The sequence below is a fragment of the Segatella copri genome (assembly GCF_019249765.2).
In the GTDB taxonomy this organism is placed as follows: Bacteria; Bacteroidota; Bacteroidia; order Bacteroidales; family Bacteroidaceae; genus Prevotella; species Prevotella copri_K.
Map to the genome: position 1 here is coordinate 1,764,086 of NZ_CP152484.1, position 17,850 is coordinate 1,781,935.

At 48.1% G+C, this 17,850-nt stretch carries 16 protein-coding genes; 7 read left to right on the forward strand and 9 right to left on the reverse strand.

Annotated elements, in window-relative coordinates; translation table 11 throughout:
* Positions 1–13: 13 nt before the first annotated feature.
* The 6 genes from KUA46_RS07885 to holA all read right to left on the reverse strand — a co-directional run bounded on the left by KUA46_RS07885 (position 14) and on the right by holA (position 6,355).
* Positions 14–847, reverse strand: a complete 834-nt coding sequence (locus KUA46_RS07885; RefSeq protein ID WP_006847366.1) for a prephenate dehydratase — start codon at positions 845–847, stop codon at positions 14–16.
* 492 nt (positions 848–1,339) lie between these two features.
* Positions 1,340–1,621, reverse strand: a complete 282-nt coding sequence (locus tag KUA46_RS07890; protein WP_022120894.1) for a hypothetical protein — start codon at positions 1,619–1,621, stop codon at positions 1,340–1,342.
* 113 nt (positions 1,622–1,734) lie between these two features.
* Entirely contained in the window at positions 1,735–2,643 is a 909-nt protein-coding gene (locus KUA46_RS07895) for a dihydroorotate dehydrogenase (RefSeq protein ID WP_117692223.1), read from the reverse strand.
* 142 nt (positions 2,644–2,785) lie between these two features.
* A complete protein-coding gene (locus KUA46_RS07900) occupies positions 2,786–3,562 on the reverse strand; it encodes a dihydroorotate dehydrogenase electron transfer subunit (RefSeq protein ID WP_006847362.1) in 777 nt (258 codons plus the stop codon).
* Positions 3,563–3,759: 197 nt separating this feature from the next.
* On the reverse strand, positions 3,760–4,305 hold the full coding sequence (locus KUA46_RS07905) for a helix-turn-helix transcriptional regulator (RefSeq protein ID WP_022120896.1): 546 nt from the start codon (positions 4,303–4,305) through the stop codon (positions 3,760–3,762).
* A gap of 1,021 nt (positions 4,306–5,326) precedes the next feature.
* Complete coding sequence (holA, locus tag KUA46_RS07910; RefSeq protein WP_022120898.1) at positions 5,327–6,355, reverse strand: DNA polymerase III subunit delta; 1,029 nt, start codon at positions 6,353–6,355, stop codon at positions 5,327–5,329.
* Between the two features lie 257 nt (positions 6,356–6,612).
* Here holA and KUA46_RS07915 point away from each other — a divergent pair, with 257 nt between their 5' ends.
* From KUA46_RS07915 to KUA46_RS07930, 4 genes are all read left to right on the forward strand, one after another.
* Positions 6,613–7,071: a type I restriction enzyme HsdR N-terminal domain-containing protein gene (locus tag KUA46_RS07915; RefSeq protein ID WP_022120899.1), complete on the forward strand. Its 459-nt coding sequence runs from the start codon at positions 6,613–6,615 to the stop codon at positions 7,069–7,071.
* Positions 7,072–7,357: 286 nt separating this feature from the next.
* Positions 7,358–8,611, forward strand: a complete 1,254-nt coding sequence (locus tag KUA46_RS07920) for a nucleotide sugar dehydrogenase (protein WP_256625062.1) — start codon at positions 7,358–7,360, stop codon at positions 8,609–8,611.
* A 96-nt stretch (positions 8,612–8,707) separates the two neighbouring features.
* Entirely contained in the window at positions 8,708–9,175 is a 468-nt protein-coding gene (locus tag KUA46_RS07925) for a MaoC family dehydratase (RefSeq protein ID WP_006847353.1), read from the forward strand.
* A 3-nt stretch (positions 9,176–9,178) separates the two neighbouring features.
* Positions 9,179–10,030, forward strand: a complete 852-nt coding sequence (locus KUA46_RS07930) for a TerB family tellurite resistance protein (protein ID WP_218487387.1) — start codon at positions 9,179–9,181, stop codon at positions 10,028–10,030.
* A gap of 180 nt (positions 10,031–10,210) precedes the next feature.
* Here the strand turns inward: KUA46_RS07930 and KUA46_RS07935 are convergent, their stop codons facing one another.
* Entirely contained in the window at positions 10,211–11,038 is an 828-nt protein-coding gene (locus KUA46_RS07935) for a zinc ribbon domain-containing protein (protein WP_118152094.1), read from the reverse strand.
* A 66-nt stretch (positions 11,039–11,104) separates the two neighbouring features.
* A complete protein-coding gene (locus KUA46_RS07940) occupies positions 11,105–11,896 on the reverse strand; it encodes a Nif3-like dinuclear metal center hexameric protein (RefSeq protein ID WP_006847350.1) in 792 nt (263 codons plus the stop codon).
* 276 nt (positions 11,897–12,172) lie between these two features.
* Here KUA46_RS07940 and KUA46_RS07945 point away from each other — a divergent pair, with 276 nt between their 5' ends.
* The 3 genes from KUA46_RS07945 to KUA46_RS07955 all read left to right on the forward strand — a co-directional run bounded on the left by KUA46_RS07945 (position 12,173) and on the right by KUA46_RS07955 (position 15,197).
* Entirely contained in the window at positions 12,173–13,297 is a 1,125-nt protein-coding gene (locus tag KUA46_RS07945) for an agmatine deiminase family protein (protein ID WP_118065247.1), read from the forward strand.
* Between the two features lie 37 nt (positions 13,298–13,334).
* Positions 13,335–14,210 (forward strand): carbon-nitrogen hydrolase, encoded by an 876-nt coding sequence (locus tag KUA46_RS07950; RefSeq protein WP_217745683.1) that lies wholly within the window; start codon positions 13,335–13,337, stop codon positions 14,208–14,210.
* A 78-nt stretch (positions 14,211–14,288) separates the two neighbouring features.
* Positions 14,289–15,197, forward strand: a complete 909-nt coding sequence (locus KUA46_RS07955; RefSeq protein WP_218487388.1) for an AEC family transporter — start codon at positions 14,289–14,291, stop codon at positions 15,195–15,197.
* A gap of 122 nt (positions 15,198–15,319) precedes the next feature.
* On the opposite strand, the gene KUA46_RS07960 is transcribed toward KUA46_RS07955, so the two are convergent.
* Entirely contained in the window at positions 15,320–17,773 is a 2,454-nt protein-coding gene (locus KUA46_RS07960; RefSeq protein WP_217745685.1) for a C10 family peptidase, read from the reverse strand.
* Positions 17,774–17,850: the final 77 nt, after the last annotated feature.

Sequence of the window (17,850 nt, forward strand, 5' to 3'; positions counted from 1 at the left end):
TGTTAACTATCAACTATTCCTTCTCCTCATATTCTCCCAACACCTTTATTTTCTTCACGAGCGGCGTAATGGCGTCGATGCTCTGACGGTATCGGGTCAGGTTGTCGAAGGTGAGGTCTACGTAGAAGAGGTATTCCCACTCATGTCCGATGTTTGGCAGCGACTGGATCTTGGTGAGATTGATGTCGTAGAAACTCAGGATGGTGAGCACCTTGGAGAGCGATCCCTTATCGTGAGCCAGACTGAAGACGATGCTCGCCTTGTTGGCCTTTTCGATGGGACGGAGCAGGGCTGCCTTCTGGGGATTGCAGACCACGAGAAACCGGGTGTAGTTGTGCGGATTGTCGTGGATGTCTTCCTGCAGCACCTTCATGCCGTACATGTGGGCGGCGTAAGAAGAGCAGATGGCTGCCCATCCCCTTACCTTGTGCTGGGCGATGTAGGCTGCCGAGCCTGCGGTATCTTCTGCCTCCACCGCCTTGAGGTCGGGATGGTTGGCTAGGAACTTGCCGCACTGCATGAGGGCTACCGGATGGGAGTGAACCTCCTGCAGGGTGCTCCAGTCGTCTTCTGGCAGACAGCAGATGCTGTGCTCTATATGGAGCTTGTGTTCGCCTACCACGGTGGTTCCGCTCTGCCGGAGCAGTTCGTAATTGTGGAGCAGGCTGCCCGCAATGGTGTTTTCAATGGCGCAGATGCCTACTACAGTAGGGTCGCGCTTGATGTTTTCGAACACCTCTTCAAAGGTAGCACAACAGATGATTTCAATCTGTTCGCCCTCGAAATACTGGTGGGCGGTAATGTCGTGGAAAGATCCCAGCTCTCCTTGAATTGCTATTCTCTTCATGTTTCTTTTATCTTGTCTAATGTTACGAAAAACGGTCCTACTCAATAAGAGCGGGACCGTTTCGATGATTTCAAGAATCTAATATCCTAAGTTGAAATTTACACGCAACTTCCCGCTTTACAATTATTTGCAAAGTAAAAGTAATAGCTAAAAAAGAATGCGTTAAACTTCTTCATTGTCTTTACATTTTATATGTTACTCACTTTTGTTCTTTCCGAGCCCGTTTCTCCTTTATTATATAAGGAGCAGGTAGTGCTCAGATTTCGAGTCTCGACTTGCAAAAATCTCAACTCGACTGCAAAAGTAACATTTTTCTTTGATATTGCCAAACAATTTGATATATTTTTCTTCATTTTCCTTATATTTTATGCTAAAAAACATATTTTCGCCCGATTTTTATCATCAGAATACGGAAAATGCAGAAAAATGTACTCAAAAGCCAGGCGCTAGGGAGAGACGCAACGCCGGATTCCGTGAGGCAAGCCCCTTCCTTTATCTGCAATGTTCTCTGCCTTCAGCCTTGAATTCTCCTGTCAGCTCCCCTACTTTCTCCGGGTTCAGCTCCAGGTAGCGCTTCATGTCCTTTCCGGCACCATCCTTGTCGCCCATCTGCATCAGCAGATTGCCGCGCTTCAGGAGGTTCTCGCTCAGAGAGGCTTTTACAGACGAGTGTTCCGCAGAATCCTTCTGTTCTGCCAATTCTTTCTCCTGCTCTACAATCTGCTGCGTCAGCGTAGCAAGCAACAGAACAGGGTTTATCTGGTTCAAATCCATAACCTTATATTTTTACGAAAAGTTATTCTATTGTATATCAATGAGTTAACCCACTTGACACCCTAAAACAGGGTGTCAAGGTATGAGCCACTCCTTATTATAATAAGGTGAATTTACTTGATGGCCCCGATAATCTCAGTCACACTCTTGCATCCGTGAGCATCAAGCCACTCGTTGATTCCATCCTTCACCTTCTTCGTAACCGCAGGATCTATGAAGTTGGCTGTACCAATCTCAATGGCCGTAGCACCGCACATCAGGAACTCAATGGCATCCTTGGCAGAAGAAATGCCGCCCAGACCAACAACCGGAATGTTTACGGCATGAGCCACATCCCAAACCATGCGCAGGGCAACAGGCTTAACGCAAGGACCGCTCAAACCACCCGTACGGATGCTCAAGAGAGGCTGGCGCTTCTCAATATCCACCGCCATACCCATCAGCGTGTTGATGAGAGAAACAGAATCGGCACCCTCAGCTTCCACGGCACGGGCGATGTCGGCAATGCTGGTAACATTAGGCGAAAGCTTCACGATGAGGGTCTTCTTATAAACCTTTCTCACCGCCTTCACCACGCTGGCTGCACCCTCGCAGGTTACACCGAAGGCCATGCCGCCATCCTTCACGTTAGGACAGGAGATATTCAGCTCTATAGCCGGAATCTTATCCAGCTCGTTGATGCGCGCCGCACACTCAGCATAGCTCTCAGGCGAATGTCCGCTCACGTTGACAATCATATTGGTATCAATGTCCTTGATCTGAGGATAAATATGAGAGCAGAAATACTCCACACCCTTGTTCTGCAAACCTACGCAGTTGAGCATGCCCTGAGGCGTTTCAGCCATACGCGGATAGTCGTTTCCCTCGCGCGGTTCCAGGGTAGTGCCCTTCACGATAATACCGCCAATCTCCTCCAGAGGAACGAAATCGGCAAATTCTAATCCGTAGCCGAAAGTACCCGATGCAGTCATCACAGGGTTCTTCAACTCCAAATCCTTTATCTTTACACTTAAATCAGCCATAATCTTCTGTTTTACTTAAAAATGTTTTTACAAACAAAGGCAAAAGAATTCTTCGTTCTTCACTCTTCGTTCTTCGTTTCCAACGAATTCTTCACTCTTCGCTTCCAAACGAATTCTTCACTCTTCGTTCTTCACTCTTCACTTAAATTTCCCAAGTAAGTTTCTTGATGTTGATGACAGGTCCATCCTTGCAGACGCACTGGTTACCCTCGGTAGTTTTCTCTACGCAGCAGAGGCAGGCCCCCACGCCGCACGCCATCTTGTTCTCGAGAGAAACCTCACACTCCACGCCAGCCTTCTTGGCAAAGCGAGCCACGCTCACCATCATCGGCTTAGGACCGCAGGTAGAAATCATATCAAACTTCTCATTCTCCAAAACAGAGTGGTTGGTAACGAAACCTACCTCGCCAGCCGAGCCATCCTCGGTAGTGATGCATACCTTACCAATCTTGGCAAACTCATCCAGTTCGAGCAGATCTGTAGCCTTGCGTGCACCCAGCAGGAAGGTAACTTCAGCCCCGAAATCCTTAATGAGTTTTCCGAAATAGAGGAGCGGAGCCACACCTACGCCACCACCTACGAGCAGATATTTCTGGCTCTTCCCGGTAGGCATGGTGAAGCCGTTGCCGAGAGGCAGCATACAGTTAAGCACGTCGCCCTCCTTGAGCTGTCCGAGCTGACGGGTACCGTCGCCCACCATTGCTACGAGCAACCAGAGCTGATTATTTTCACGATCCACGAAATTGATGGAGATAGGACGACGAAGCATGGTAGTAGGCGAATGGTCTACTCTTACTTCAACGAATTGGCCAGGCAAGATTTCAGGCAAAGGTTTCTCATCGGTAAGCTTAATCAAAACGTGCTTATCGCTAAGCGCCTCTACAGAAACCACCTTCAGGTCGAGAACATATTTTTTCATCTTATTGCTAATTTTTAATATGCTTATTATATAATGTACGTATATTATAAAATAGGTACGCGTAGCTTCCGGTTACGCCCACCTACGTTTCTACGATGCAAAGGTACATCAAAAATCCGAATTTACGAAAAGAAAAGAGATATTTTTTCTTTATCGCCGCTCCTATGTGTTTGTTTTAGGGTTCTCCAATCCCTACTTTATTTCTTAGGAACGAAGGTTTCCCAGGTCTGATCATCGTAGAAAATACGGATTTCGGTAATTTTTCTTTGCGGTTTGTCTACATATTTTACCGCCGTTTGGGCGATATTTTTAGGTGTACGATTTACACCCTGCATTTGAGGCTGGTCAAAGAGCGAGGGAGAAGTAGGGGAGGCTGTGGCTCCTTCGGCTCCAAAATCGAGCATAGGCTCGGCAGAGGCGGCTCCAGAAGGCAGACTACCCTGCTTCATCCCCTCAGCACCACCGGCTGCTCCATCCGTAATGCTCTGATACATGTCAGCAGCACCCTCTTCGCTGCCACCCTGGGAAGCCTGGTTCTGATACATAGGAGGAGTACCGTAGAGTACCCAATAAACGTTTACCTGAGGAAAACTCTTATGGATGCCATCCACAATACTGAGCGATGGATTGGTCTTCCCGTTGAAAATATTGCTCAGCGTAGCGGTCGAGATTCCGATCATCTGAGCGAAGTTTTGCTGAGTGAGGTGCTGGTCCTCCATCAGCTGTCTGATTCTATCTTTCATGCTCTAAAAATTTTAGCGTTCATTTTTCTACTGATACGATGTTTTATTTCCGAACAAGCCACTTTTGGGCCCTTTTTCGGTTGATTTTACAAAGATAAAGCAAAAATTTAGAATAACCAAACATTTCTGAATAAATTTAGATTTTTAAACTTTATATTTCTGTTTATAAATTTAAATTCTACTTGCTCCAGTGTTCGGTTTTTAGGTTTAGCTTTATAAATATAAACCTATCAATCAAAATATATGACGAACCTTTTCTTTATAAATTTTGGCTAAATCACTGGTTATTCATACCATAAACCACCTAAATAAAGGCATATAGAGCGGTTTATGCAATATTTTCACCACACCTATGTAAAAATCTATGGTTTATAAAACAACTAAAATACATAACTAACTGAGTTTCCGCTACTTATAAATTTAAAATATAGCATGAATATTTATTCATTCATAACCATAAACACCCTGTTTTATCTTTATTTTTATAAATACAAAACATAAATTCGTGTATTTAGTTTTCTTGCATTTATGTTTATAAATCAAAACTACCCGTTTTGATTTATAAATTTAAAAACATAAACTTAGGAAACGTAAACCTTAACAAATGCAAACGACCGATTTCAGACAATGGGAAATGGCAAATTTTTCCATTTCTAGCGTATTCCAGCCCATCGGAAAGGAAACGGGCAAATTCGCGAGTAATGAAGAGGGTTAATTTATGTAAGTTACTGATAACCAATAAAGTTAAGTCTATTTTCAGGCGAAAACGAAAAATGGGCATCTAGCTCGAAAAATCGCTTAAATCCCCCATTTTTGCCCAAAAATCGCCCAAAATGAGCCCAGATAAACGCTCCAAAAAGAGCTGAAAATCCCCTATTTTGGGCAAATTTATAATGCTAAACGCTAGTTGGCTGCTTTCTGGAAACAGGCGGCAAAGAAGGCCGAAAACGGAAACGAGCTCCTGCCAAGAGAAAACTCTCAGCAGGAGCTCGCCTACTCTCCCCCACCTCGCTCTTCAGCATCAGTGAAGGATAAAAAAGATGAGTTCTTTCATCAGTTCACCCACCGGAGTGGATGGATTATCCAGTCCCTTTATCTTCGCATCCACCTCCTTAAACTTCTCAATAATCGCCATCACTTTCACGCCCGTATAGTTCCTCATTCCTGTAATATATTCGCGCGCCGCCCAAGCTCCGCGCAAATCCAGGAATTTTGCGAGCTCATTTTCGTTCTGCCTGTTGGGTGCATAATAAGCAATCATCAGGTTTTGGAAATAAGTAAAGAGCATCGGGAGAAGCGTGAAGAGAGAACCACTCTTCGGATTGCTGTCAAAATAATTTATTATCTGATTTGCCTTGAACACATCGCGGTTGACGATGGCACTTCTCAGCTCGAAGGCATTGAAGTCTTTGCTCACCCCTATTTCTCGCTCCACAATCTCCGGAGTAACACGCCGGTCGTTCTCAGGAAGAGAAATGAGCAGTTTGTCGAGCTCGGAAGTGAGTCGGTGCAAATCTGCCCCCACATGATCTGCCACCATCTGGGTAGCCTTGGGTTCAATGGTTGCCTTACGGGTCTTGAGATAAGTCTCGATGAAGCCCGGCAGATTTCGGTCGTAGAGCTTCTTGCTTTCAAAAACCACACCCGCCTTGGCAGCGAGGGCAGAAAACTTTTTACGACTGTCGAGCTTGCCGTTTTTATGACAGAAAACAAGGATGGTTGTTTTTACCGGATTTTCGAGGTACTTCTCGAGCGCTTCCAAATTCCGCAAATTCTGAGCCTCTTTCACAACCACCACTCTATACTCCGCCATCATCGGGTAACCCTTGCACAAATCTGCCACTTGCGCACCCGTAACATCAGCTCCGAAAACCACCGTCTGATTGAAGTCACGCTCCTCGGGCTGGAGCACATTTTCCGAAATGTAGTCGCAGATCTTATCTATATAAAAAGGTTCCTCGCCCATCAGAACATAGACGGGAGAATACTTCCGAGCCTTCAAATCTTTCATGATTGACTCGTAACTTATTGCACTTTTCTTTTCTACCATTGGATTATTTTTTGTAACTTTGCACCCAGCAAACTCCGGGGGTGCGGACAAGCATTTGCTCCGCCTCCAGGTTCGCAGTTTTCTGAGGTGCAGTTTTCAGCTGCACTTCGACTGCAAAGTTACAAAAAATAAATTGAACTGCCTATATAAAAGAGGTAGTTTTTGAAAATGAGGTATGGTTAAAAGAAGAAAAGAAACCATATCGAAAACAGAAAAGAAAGAAATATAACCCCTATATATAATAAGGTATAGAAAAAATGATTCGCTTAAATTTGCCATCTTTCGACATCAAGGTTTCGGGCTCAAAACAGCATCCCCAGATACTGGATGTGCTGCGCCGGAAGTTCATCACGCTCACTCCCGAAGAGTGGGTGCGCCAGCATTTCGTTCATTTTCTCATCGAGCACAAGGGGTATCCTGCCTCTCTGCTCGCCAACGAAATCCAGCTGAAATGTGGCGACAAGGTGCTGCGCGCCGACAGTGTGCTCTACTCCCGTGAGCTTCAGCCCCGCATGATCATCGAGTACAAAGCCCCTCACATCCCCATCACGCAGAAAGTGTTCGACCAGATTTCAGTCTACAATCTTCTGCTCCATGTCGACTTTCTGGTGGTGAGTAACGGGCTGGAGCATTACATCTGCAAGATGGATTATGAAAGTAAAAAATATGTATTTTTAGAGACCATTCCCGATTATTCCGATTTATTGACATTATGAGAGTATCGGGGCCAGTCCGGAAGTTTTTAAACAGAGTTTCCCCAGCCTTCAAAATTTGCGAATTTCCGCCCAACCGGCCATCCGTTTTAGAATTCGCGAATTTTGGAGGCCTTTTTCTGCCTTCTTTTCCTCTCCCTTTTTCTGCCTCCTTTTCCTCTCCCCATCCCCTTTCTCGCGTTATTTTTTAATAAAAAACCCATTTTCATTTTGTAGTCTCCTCCTTTTGCATTATCTTTGCAACTAATATATATATTAAGGTATAGACTGCCTAAAAGAACAGAAAGAAATGGAGAATAAAAAGATAAAAATCGCCGTAGCCGGAACAGGATATGTAGGCCTGAGCATCGCTACCCTGCTGAGCCAGCATAATGAGGTGGTGGCAGTAGACGTGATACCCGAAAAGGTGGAGCTCATCAACTCGCGCCGCTCGCCTATCCAGGACGAATACATAGAGAAATATCTGGCTGAAAAGGAACTCAACCTCAAAGCCACAACCGATGGAGAAGAAGCCTATAAGGATGCCGACTTCGTAGTGATTGCCACACCAACCAACTATGATCCGGTGAAAAACTACTTCGACACCTCGCACGTAGAAGAAGTCATCCGTCTGGTGATGCAGGTGAATCCCGATGCCATCATGGTCATCAAGAGCACCATTCCGGTAGGCTACACTGAAAGCATCCGCCAGAAGACGGGCAGCAAGAACATCATCTTCGCTCCTGAATTCCTGCGCGAGAGCAAGGCACTCTACGACAACCTCTACCCGAGCCGCATCATCGTGGGCAGACCGAATGGTGACGAGCGACTGGAGCAGGCAGCCCACACCTTTGCAGAACTGCTGAAAGAGGGAGCCATCAAGCAAGACATAGAAACCCTATTCATGGGACTTACCGAGGCAGAGGCAGTGAAACTCTTCGCCAATACCTACCTCGCCCTGCGCGTGAGCTACTTCAACGAGCTGGATACCTACGCCGAAATGAAGGGCCTCGACACCAAGGCGATTATCGACGGAGTGGGTCTGGACCCTCGCATCGGCACCTTCTACAACAATCCTTCCTTCGGATACGGCGGCTACTGTCTGCCGAAAGATACCAAGCAGCTGCTCGCCAACTATGCCGATGTGCCTGAGAACCTGATTCAGGCGATTGTGGAGAGCAACCGCACCCGCAAGGATTTCATCGCCGACCGCGTGCTGAACATGGCTGGCTACTACGATTATGCCAACCAGAACAACTTCAGCGAGGAGGAAGAGAAGCCTTGCACCATCGGCGTATACCGCCTCACAATGAAGAGCAACAGCGACAACTTCCGCCAGAGCAGCATACAGGGCGTGATGAAGCGCATCAAGGCAAAGGGCGCGCAGGTTATCATTTACGAACCTACGCTGAAAGACGGAACCACCTTCTTCGGAAGCCGCATCGTAAACAACCTGGATGCCTTCAAGCAGCAGAGCCAGGCCATCATCGCCAACCGGTATGACAAGTGTCTGGATGATGTGGAAGAAAAGGTTTACACCCGCGATATTTTCAGAAGAGACTGATCTGAACTGAAAGTTAATAGTTAATAGTTAACAGTTGAAAGCTGAAGACGGAATATAGGAAAACAATAATATTTATAATAAAGAGAAAAATAAGAAATGGCAAAATTAGTAATCAATTCCTACGAGGAATTTGCATCTCACCTCGGTGAGAAGTTAGGAGAATCAGACTGGTTGCAGATTGACCAGGACCGTATCAACAAGTTCGCAGACGCTACACTCGACCCACAGTGGATCCACGTAGACGTAGAGCGCGCCAAGGTAGAGAGCCCTTACCACAGCACCATCGCTCACGGTTATCTCACCCTCTCAGTACTCCCATACCTCTGGCAGCAGATTATCGAGGTAAACAACCTCAAGATGCTCGTAAACTACGGCATGGACAAGATGAAGTTCGGTCAGCCAGTCATCACCGGTTCACGCGTGCGTCTGGTAGCCACTCTCCACGACATCCAGAACATCCGTGGCATCTGCAAGACCAGCATCAAGTTTGACATCGAAATAGAAGGTCAGCGCAAGCCAGCCCTCTCAGGCATCGCTTCTTTCCTCTACTATTTCAACAACTAAAAGATGGCAGCAGGTAAATGGATTGGTGGTGTGCTAGGTTTCATCACAGCCGGTCCGCTGGGAGCCCTGGCAGGCTATGCCCTCGGTTCCCTCTTTGAGCACGGACTGGATGCGGTAAACCGCGACGGCGACCACCATTACAACAACGCCTACGATGCCTACAGCGGCCAGCAGCACAGCGGCCGCCAGGGCTTCGGCAACCAGGGCTACAGCCGCCAGCAGAGCTATGAAGGAGAGCGAAACTCCTTCATGTTTTCGCTGCTGGTGCTCAGCTCCTACATCATCAATGCAGATGGCAAGATCATGCATTCCGAGATGGAGCTGGTGCGCCGCTTCCTGCGTCAGAATTTCGGCGAGGCAGCCAAGCAGCAGGGCGAGGAAATCCTCCTCAAACTCTTCGAACAGCAGAAGCAGATGGGCATGCAGCAGTACCGTTCGGTGATACAGGACAGCTGTCATCAGATACGTGCCAACATGATGTATGAGCAGCGCCTGCAGTTGCTCAATTTCCTCGTCATGATAGCCCAGGCCGATGGAGTTGTGAATTCTCAGGAGATTCAGGCACTCAAGGAGATGGCCATCCACATGGGTCTTTCTGCCGAGGATGTAGACCAGATGCTGAACCTGGAGAGCGGGGCTTCTTCAGCAGGCAGTCTGGATGATGCCTATCGTGTTCTGGGTATCAGTCCTGACGCCTCAAACGATGAGGTGAAGGCCGCATACCGCAAGATGGCGCTCAAGCATCATCCTGACAAGGTAGCAGCACTGGGCGAAGATGTGCGCCGTGCAGCCGAGAAGAAATTCCAGGAAATCAACGACGCCAAAGACCGCATTTACAAGGCTAGAGGACTCTAGGTTCCAGATTAGGATTAAAAGTTCCAGATTAGGATTAAAGGAATTAAGACAGATTGTCCTAGCTGCCTGAAAACGAAAAAAAATAAAGGCTCGCCAAGCAATTTTGGCGAGCCTTCATTGTATCTTATCGTATCTTTATCAGAAGATTATCATCCGAAAAGAGCGGAGAGAGGAGTAAGATTAATCCTCATCCTCAGTCTTTCTTCTGCGGATAGCGCGCTTGCGCTTTGGCTTCTCCTCTGTCTTAGGAGCCTCAATCTTAACACCAGCCAATTCTGGGTCGATGAGGATACGGCCGCAATACTCACAAGGGATAATCTTCTTGTGCATCTTGATATCGAGCTGGCGCTGAGGTGGAATCTTGTTGAAGCAACCGCCACATGCATCACGCTGCACGTAAACGATACCCAAACCGTTGCGGGCACCATTACGGATGCGCTTGAAGCTCTGGAGCAAACGTGGTTCAATCTTCTTCTCGAGCTCGAATGCCTTCTCCTTCAAATTCTCCTCTTCCTCACGGGTTTCAGCCATGATTGACTCGAGCTCAGAACGCTTCATTACCAAGCCCTTCTCGCGGTCTGCCTTCTGGTCCTCAGCCTTGTGAAGGTCGTACAGGCGCTCGTTGATTGTCTGCTGCGCCTCGCGGATCTTCTTGCTGCAAAGTTCGATTTCCAGCTCCTGGAACTCGATTTCCTTGCTCAAAGTATCATACTCGCGGTTGTTGCTAACCATTTCGAGCTGCTTCTTATAACGCTCCACGCTAGCCTGAGCCTCCTCAATCTCGTGCTGCTTCTGATCGATGGCGCGGTCAAACTGCTCAATATCGGTCTGGATTTTCTCGATACGAGTGGTAAGACCAGCAATATCGTCTTCCAAATCCTGAACTTCGAGAGGCAACTCACCTCTCAACGCACGCTTTTCATCAATTGCAGACAAGGTGGTCTGAAGCTGATAGAGAGCCTTCAACTTCTCTTCCACTGTCAAATCTGTAGGATCTTTCTTTGCCATAACTTTATTTTTTTTAATGTTGAATGTTAAATGTTGAATGTTGAATGAGGCTTGCGCCCTTCCAACCTATAAATACAATATCGGATTCGTATTTATCTCCGAGATGCAGCATTTGGCATCAGGGAAATTCTCCTGGATGATGCTGCGGAAGATTTCGCCCGTAAACTGCTCACTCTGATAGTGGCCGATGACGCAGATCTGAATCTCCTGTTCGTGGCCGAAATACTCGTGATAGCTCATCTCGCCCGTGATGAAGGCATCGGCACCTGCCTTGATGGCTGCGTCGAGCAAGAAAGCACCTGCTCCACCGCAGAGTGCCACCTTCCTGATAGGACGTCGAAGCAACTGGTTGCACTGCACGCACTCCACGCCAAACCGTTCCTTGAGCATCAGCACCAAGTCGTCGGCTGCCAGGTCCTCAGCCACCTCTCCGATGACGCCCTCGCCGCCCTTCACGCCGTCCACTTCCTTCTCGCCAGCAAAGAACTGCACGTTTCGCAGCCCCAGTTTCTCGGCAATCTTGAAGTTCACGCCGCCCGCAGCCGCATCCATGTTGGTATGCATCGCCACGATGGTAATATCATTCTTAATCGCCTTGCGCACGGTACGCTGCACGTAGTTCTCGTCCGAGATTCTCGCCAGTTTGCGGAATATCAGCGGATGATGGCTCACGATGAGGTTACATCCCTTCCGGATGGCCTCGTCTACCACGGCTTCAGTAACGTCAAGACACAACAATGCCCCTGACATTTCTACCGCCTCTGTCAATCCAACTTGCAGGCCGGCATTATCATATCCTTCCTGCAAGGGCAGAGGCGCGTAATGTTCAAGGGCATCAACTACCTGTTTTATTTTCACGCTCCTATTCAATATTTTATTTTTAGACTGCAAAGTTACTCATTTTTCCCCGATTTTATCTCCATACAGCCCTCCGTTTAAACTTTTTTAATACAAAGTTTCGCTTTTGCGCAAAATATTTCACAAAAACAGCCGATAGTTGTAGATTTTTTATTAATTTTGCAAGCATACTTCATAAAAGCAGAACGGAGCCCGTCCCCCAAGGAAAGGTTCCCGCTGAAGAACAGAGTATAATAAATTGGTTTAGAACATCGTATCATAAAAATAGTATAGCTTATGCATCAATCTACATTACCCTGCGATTTCGCACTCCCTGCCGAATGGGAGCCACAGAGCGCCATCATGCTCACCTGGCCACATGCCGGCACCGACTGGAAGCCGTATCTGCCTGAAATTACAGATACTTATCTCGAACTGGCAGATATCATCACGCGCTACGAGCAGCTGCTTGTGGCTACACCCGATGTGCCTGCCACCCGATACCAGCTCAAGAAAAAGCTCTCTGCCGAACAGATGAGCCGCGTGCTGCTCTACGAGGTAGAAAGCAATGATACCTGGGTGCGCGACCACGGACCCCTCACCATGGTGCTGCGCAAAAAGCAGAACACCTGGATGGTGCCTTACCGCATACTCGACTTCAAGTTCAACGGCTGGGGCGAAAAGTTCAGATGGGAGAAGGATAATGCCATCACCCTGCAACTATACTATCAGGCAGCCTTCAATGCCGATATAGAGAACCACCAGGGCTTCGTGCTCGAAGGAGGCAGCATCGAGAGTGACGGAAAGGGTACACTCTTCACCACCTCACAGTGCCTGCTGGCGCCTCACCGCAACCAGCCGCTCGACCACGACAGCATCGACCATCTGCTGCAGACTTTCTTCCAGCTCAAGAGAGTCGTCTGGCTGGATCACGGCAATCTGATAGGCGATGATACCGACGGCCACATCGACACCATCGTGAGAGTGGCTCCACACGACACCTTATTATATGTAGGCTGCGATAATCCGGAAGATGAGCAGTATGAAGACTTCCAAGCGCTGGAGAAGCAGCTCAAGGGCCTCTTCACCTGGGAGGGATACCCTTACCGCTTGCTCAAACTGCCGATGCCCGACCCTATCTATGATGAGGGCGACTGCCTCACCACCAACCCGGAGAGCGAGGGCGACCGCCTGCCTGCCACCTATGCCAACTTCCTGATACTGAACAAGGCGGTGATTTATCCCACCTACAATCAGCCAGAAAAGGACGAGGAGGCACGCAAGCAGATTCAGCTCGCCTTCCCCGACCGCGAAATCATCGGTGTAGATTCGCAGACCATCATCCGCCAGCATGGCAGCATCCACTGCATCACCATGCAGCTGCCCGAGGGAGCCCTCAGAGACTCAACATTTCACATTTAACATTCAACACTCAACATTCAACACTCAACATTAAACTATGAACGTCGGTTTATTACAACTTCATAATACGGCAGATATCGCCAACAACAAGCAGCGCCTGGCAGAAGGCATCATCGACCTCGCCCATCGCGGCGCAGAGCTCATCGTGCTTCAGGAGCTTCATAACTCCCTCTATTTCTGTCAGGTAGAGGATGTTGACCTCTTCGACCTGGCAGAGCCTATACCGGGCCCTTCGACCGATTTCTACGGCAAGCTTGCCAAGGATCTCGGCGTTGTCATCGTCACCTCCCTCTTCGAGCGCCGCGCTCCGGGGCTCTACCACAATACGGCGGTAGTGATGGAGAAGGATGGAAGCATAGCCGGAAAATACCGCAAGATGCACATCCCCGACGATCCTGCCTACTACGAGAAGTTCTATTTCACTCCGGGCGACCTCGGTTTTCACCCTATCCAGACTTCCATAGGCAAGCTCGGCGTGCTGGTTTGCTGGGACCAGTGGTATCCCGAAGCAGCCCGTCTGATGGCGCTGCAGGGAGCCGAAATGCTCATCTATCCTACCGCCATCGGCTATGCCACCTATGATACCGAGGAGGAGCAGCAGCGCCAGCGCGAGGCGTGGACTACCGTGATGCGAGGCCATGCCGTAGCCAACGGATTGCCGGTCATCGCCGTAAACCGCGTAGGTTTCGAGCCTGATCCAAGCGGTCAGACCGAGGGCATCCAGTTCTGGGGCAGCAGTTTCGTAGCCGGTCCTCAGGGAGAGCTCTACTACCGTGCCAGCGATCAGGAAGAAGAGAGCCTGGTAGTAGATATCGACCTGAAGCACAGCGAGAATGTGCGCCGCTGGTGGCCATTCCTCCGCGACCGCCGCATCGAGAACTACGGAGATATTACCAAGCGATTTATCGATTAACCCATTTTTTGCCGGAAATTCCGAGAGAATATCGGGATTCCGGCATACATATATATAAGGTATAGATTTTCAGGATAAATGGAGAATTTGGAAGTGATGGTGATACTTTTCATCATCGTGATTTTAGGTTACGTCGCCTGCAAGTTAGGATATATGGGCGACAAGTTTGACAAGAAGTTATCCAGCATGGTGGTAGATATCACCTGTCCCCTACTGGTGCTCTCGTCAGTAATGGGCGATGAGCTGCCCGACCGCACGCTCATTCTTCCCCTCCTGGGCGTAGGTTTTCTTACCTACATCCTTTTGCTGGTATTCGGTTTCTGGGTGCCGCGTCTCATCACTCGCAATCATGATGACCAGGGCATGATAGGTTTTGCGCTGATGTTTGCCAACGTAGGTTTCATCGGCTACCCTATTGTTTCAAGCATATTCGGTCCGAAGGCCATTTTTTATGCCGCGCTGCTCAACATGCCGAACACCTTTTTTATTTTTACGGCAGGTGTAATGCTCATCAAGGGCGAGTACAGCATCAAGCAGTTCAATCCTAAGGTGCTGTTTTCTCCGGCTCTTTTGGGTGCCTTTGTTGCCGCCCTTCTGGTAGCTTTCGGGGTTCATACGCCTGATATCATTGCGCGTCCGGTAACGATGGTGGGCAACATTACGGTTCCGGCAGCCCTGATGATTATAGGTTCCTCGATGGCTAAGTTGCCGGTGAAGGAGATTATCGGCAGTCCTAAGGTATACCTCTCCTCGTTCTTGCGTCTTGTGGTAGTACCTCTGAGCATTTATTTCCTGTTCAAGGTATGTGGTGTAAGCAATCAGGTCAACGACATCAATACGGTTGTCATTGCGATGCCCGTAGCGAGTTTCGGCACGATGTTCTGTCTGAAATACGGCCGCAATCCTTCGCTCATCACCGAGATGACGTTCATCACCACGGTTGGCAGCATCATCACCATCCCGCTCACCACCCTCCTCTTTTCGTAATGCAGGAAGGGTGAAATGCCTGGCGTACTTGCGTATCTTACTGCAAAAATCCCCTGATGCTACAGAGAGCACCAGGGGATTCTTATCTTTTAATTGTAATAATCAACACTCAACATTCAACATTACCTAACGCTTATTTTCTTGCCATTCTTGATGTATACGCCCTTCTTCATAGCCTCTGTTATGCGGCGGCCGTTCAGGTCGTAAATGGCAGCATTGCCTGGCTTCTTATCCAATGTTACAGAATGGATGCCGGTAGGCTCCAGATCCTCTACCACATTATCGAAGTACTTAATCCAGTTCTTGGTGTATCGATGAGCATTATACTTCGCCTTGCTGCCAGGATAGAGATGCAGCGTACGGTACAAATCATCGAACTTGCTCGCGAATACACACCAGCTGATCCAGTAAGGAGGCTCCTTATGACGCATATATACATCCGTCAGATAGAAGCAGGCATTGAATGTATTGCGGCCGAATTCCTCTATCGTCTCAGGCAAATCAATCTCCTTCAACATGGTTGCTCTGAAAGCATTGAAGCCCAACTCCTTGACACAGGCAGGCATTTTGAAACTCTCCAGATATTCATTGGCTTCGAATGCATAGTCAGGAACCATATCAGCCTTGTAGCCGTCATAAGCCACCACCTTTGCTCCGCTCAGGTCGATGCTCTTGAAATAATGACTCGCCAGCTCATCAAAATCGCGCTTGTCAATCTCACCGTTCACTTTGATATTTCGGTATACAAAATAGTCAGGATTTTCTTTGGCAAGTGCTTGCTTCAGCGTTCCAGCCCCCGTCAGGTTGATCGTGATATCCTTTTCCTGATAGTTGCGATAAGTCTTAACCTCAAGGGTATAAACCGGTTCAATACCTCTGAAAGAATTTGGGCTCTCAGTACCCAAATTGATATCATTAACCAGTTTGCCATTCAATTCAACGCAACAGTTCGCAATGCCTGCATCTAACGTCAGATAATAACAGTAATTGGCACCGATAACAGGTTTGCCATTATAGAAATTGGTGGAAGGATTATACCACGTTTCTGCTTGCTTAATAGTTGCACCTTCTCCCACTTTCGTTCTGATCTCGTATGTAAGAGGCTTATATCCGGTTGCCGGCAGACGCTTTCTCTCAAAGTCCGGATCATACAGCTCTATATACTCTTCTGAGCCTTCCTTTGCCACCATAGCCAGATAATCACCCGGTTCTGCATCTACAGTACTCTCAATACTAAAAGACAAAGAAGTATAATAATAACCAGGGGCAAAATCTGTAAGTTTAAAAGGCTGACGTGTCACGGTTTCCCGTATCTCGCCCTTCGCATTCATCAGAGCTACCGCAATCTCTCCGTTAAAGTTGTGGTCTCCCGTATTGCCGATTGGCGCAGAAAAGATGGTACCTCTCTGTCCCTTCTTCACATCGGTAATATTCATATTCAATGTCTGCAACTGATTGGTAAGCTTCTTGAATCCCATGGTAGAGACTTTCTCCGTTCCGCCAGATGGTTCCATGCCGAATACTGCCGATTGTCCTACATTATATTTATCGCCCGTTGGCATTCCTTCGCTTTCCGGATTCAGGGCTCCAATCTGGTAGAAACCATCACAATAGCCACCCCAGCCCCAGTTTACGCTGAAGCTTTCGTCCTTGTATCCATCAATTACGAAGGCGTGGCCGCCACGAGTTGGGTCAGATGCAGCATAGAGCACAGGGCGGTTGGCATCAATCTCCTCGCGCAGTCTGCCGTTCCACGCCTCAGCACCCACATCTTCTATTGCCATCAGATGCGAAAGTTTGCTGTAGCCGTAGTACTTCTGCAGGGCGGTTACCAGGTTGCCGATATACGAACCGCTGCCGTCTTTAGCATAATTCATCTCCACTGCCACACCGAGGTCTGACATCAGTCTTGCCACGCCGTCGAAAGCGGCATCGTTGGTGCCGTCATATTTGACAGGCATGCTTGCCCAATCATAATCGTGCTCGAAATTGGCTGAGAGGGTCTTGCCGTTCAAGGTATAGGAATGGCTTCCGGTACCCTTGGCAGGATAACCGTGGTGCTTCATTACGATGGCACCAGCCGTTGCCACACAGCCTGTTACATAGTTGTTTGGCGTATACTTATTGAATGGATTGCCCTGGTTCCATTTTGCGGTATTGAGCAGTTTTTCGCCTGTAAATGCTGCTCTCGTGGCAGTCTGGTTCGCTACATAATTGTCGCCCAGCGCCGCAATCTGCCGTTCATAGCTCTTCAGCAGGTCCTTCAGTCCGTCAGGCAGATTCTCGGCATCAAATGCTCCCGTTGAGGTATAGCCCAATACTGGCGTTACGGCATCATCACCAGCGATAATGACGAATCCGCCTGCATCGTTGTTAAATACATAGTAAGCATCCGATGGCGATGCAGTAGTAGCCGTGCGGCTCTTCGCCTTCGCCTTCTGCGGCATCTGCTTTCCCCAGAAGCTGTAGGCCTGTTGCTGAGCCTGCCACTGTGTGATTCGCTTGGCTTGCAGAGGAGAGTATCCCAGCGCCAGCAACAATACCAATAGAAATTGAATGTGTAATAGTCGCTTCATAAGTTCTTATCTTTAAAGGGTTATTATATATATGTATAGTTCTTAGAAATTTCTTCTTTTGCAAAGATAATGTTTTT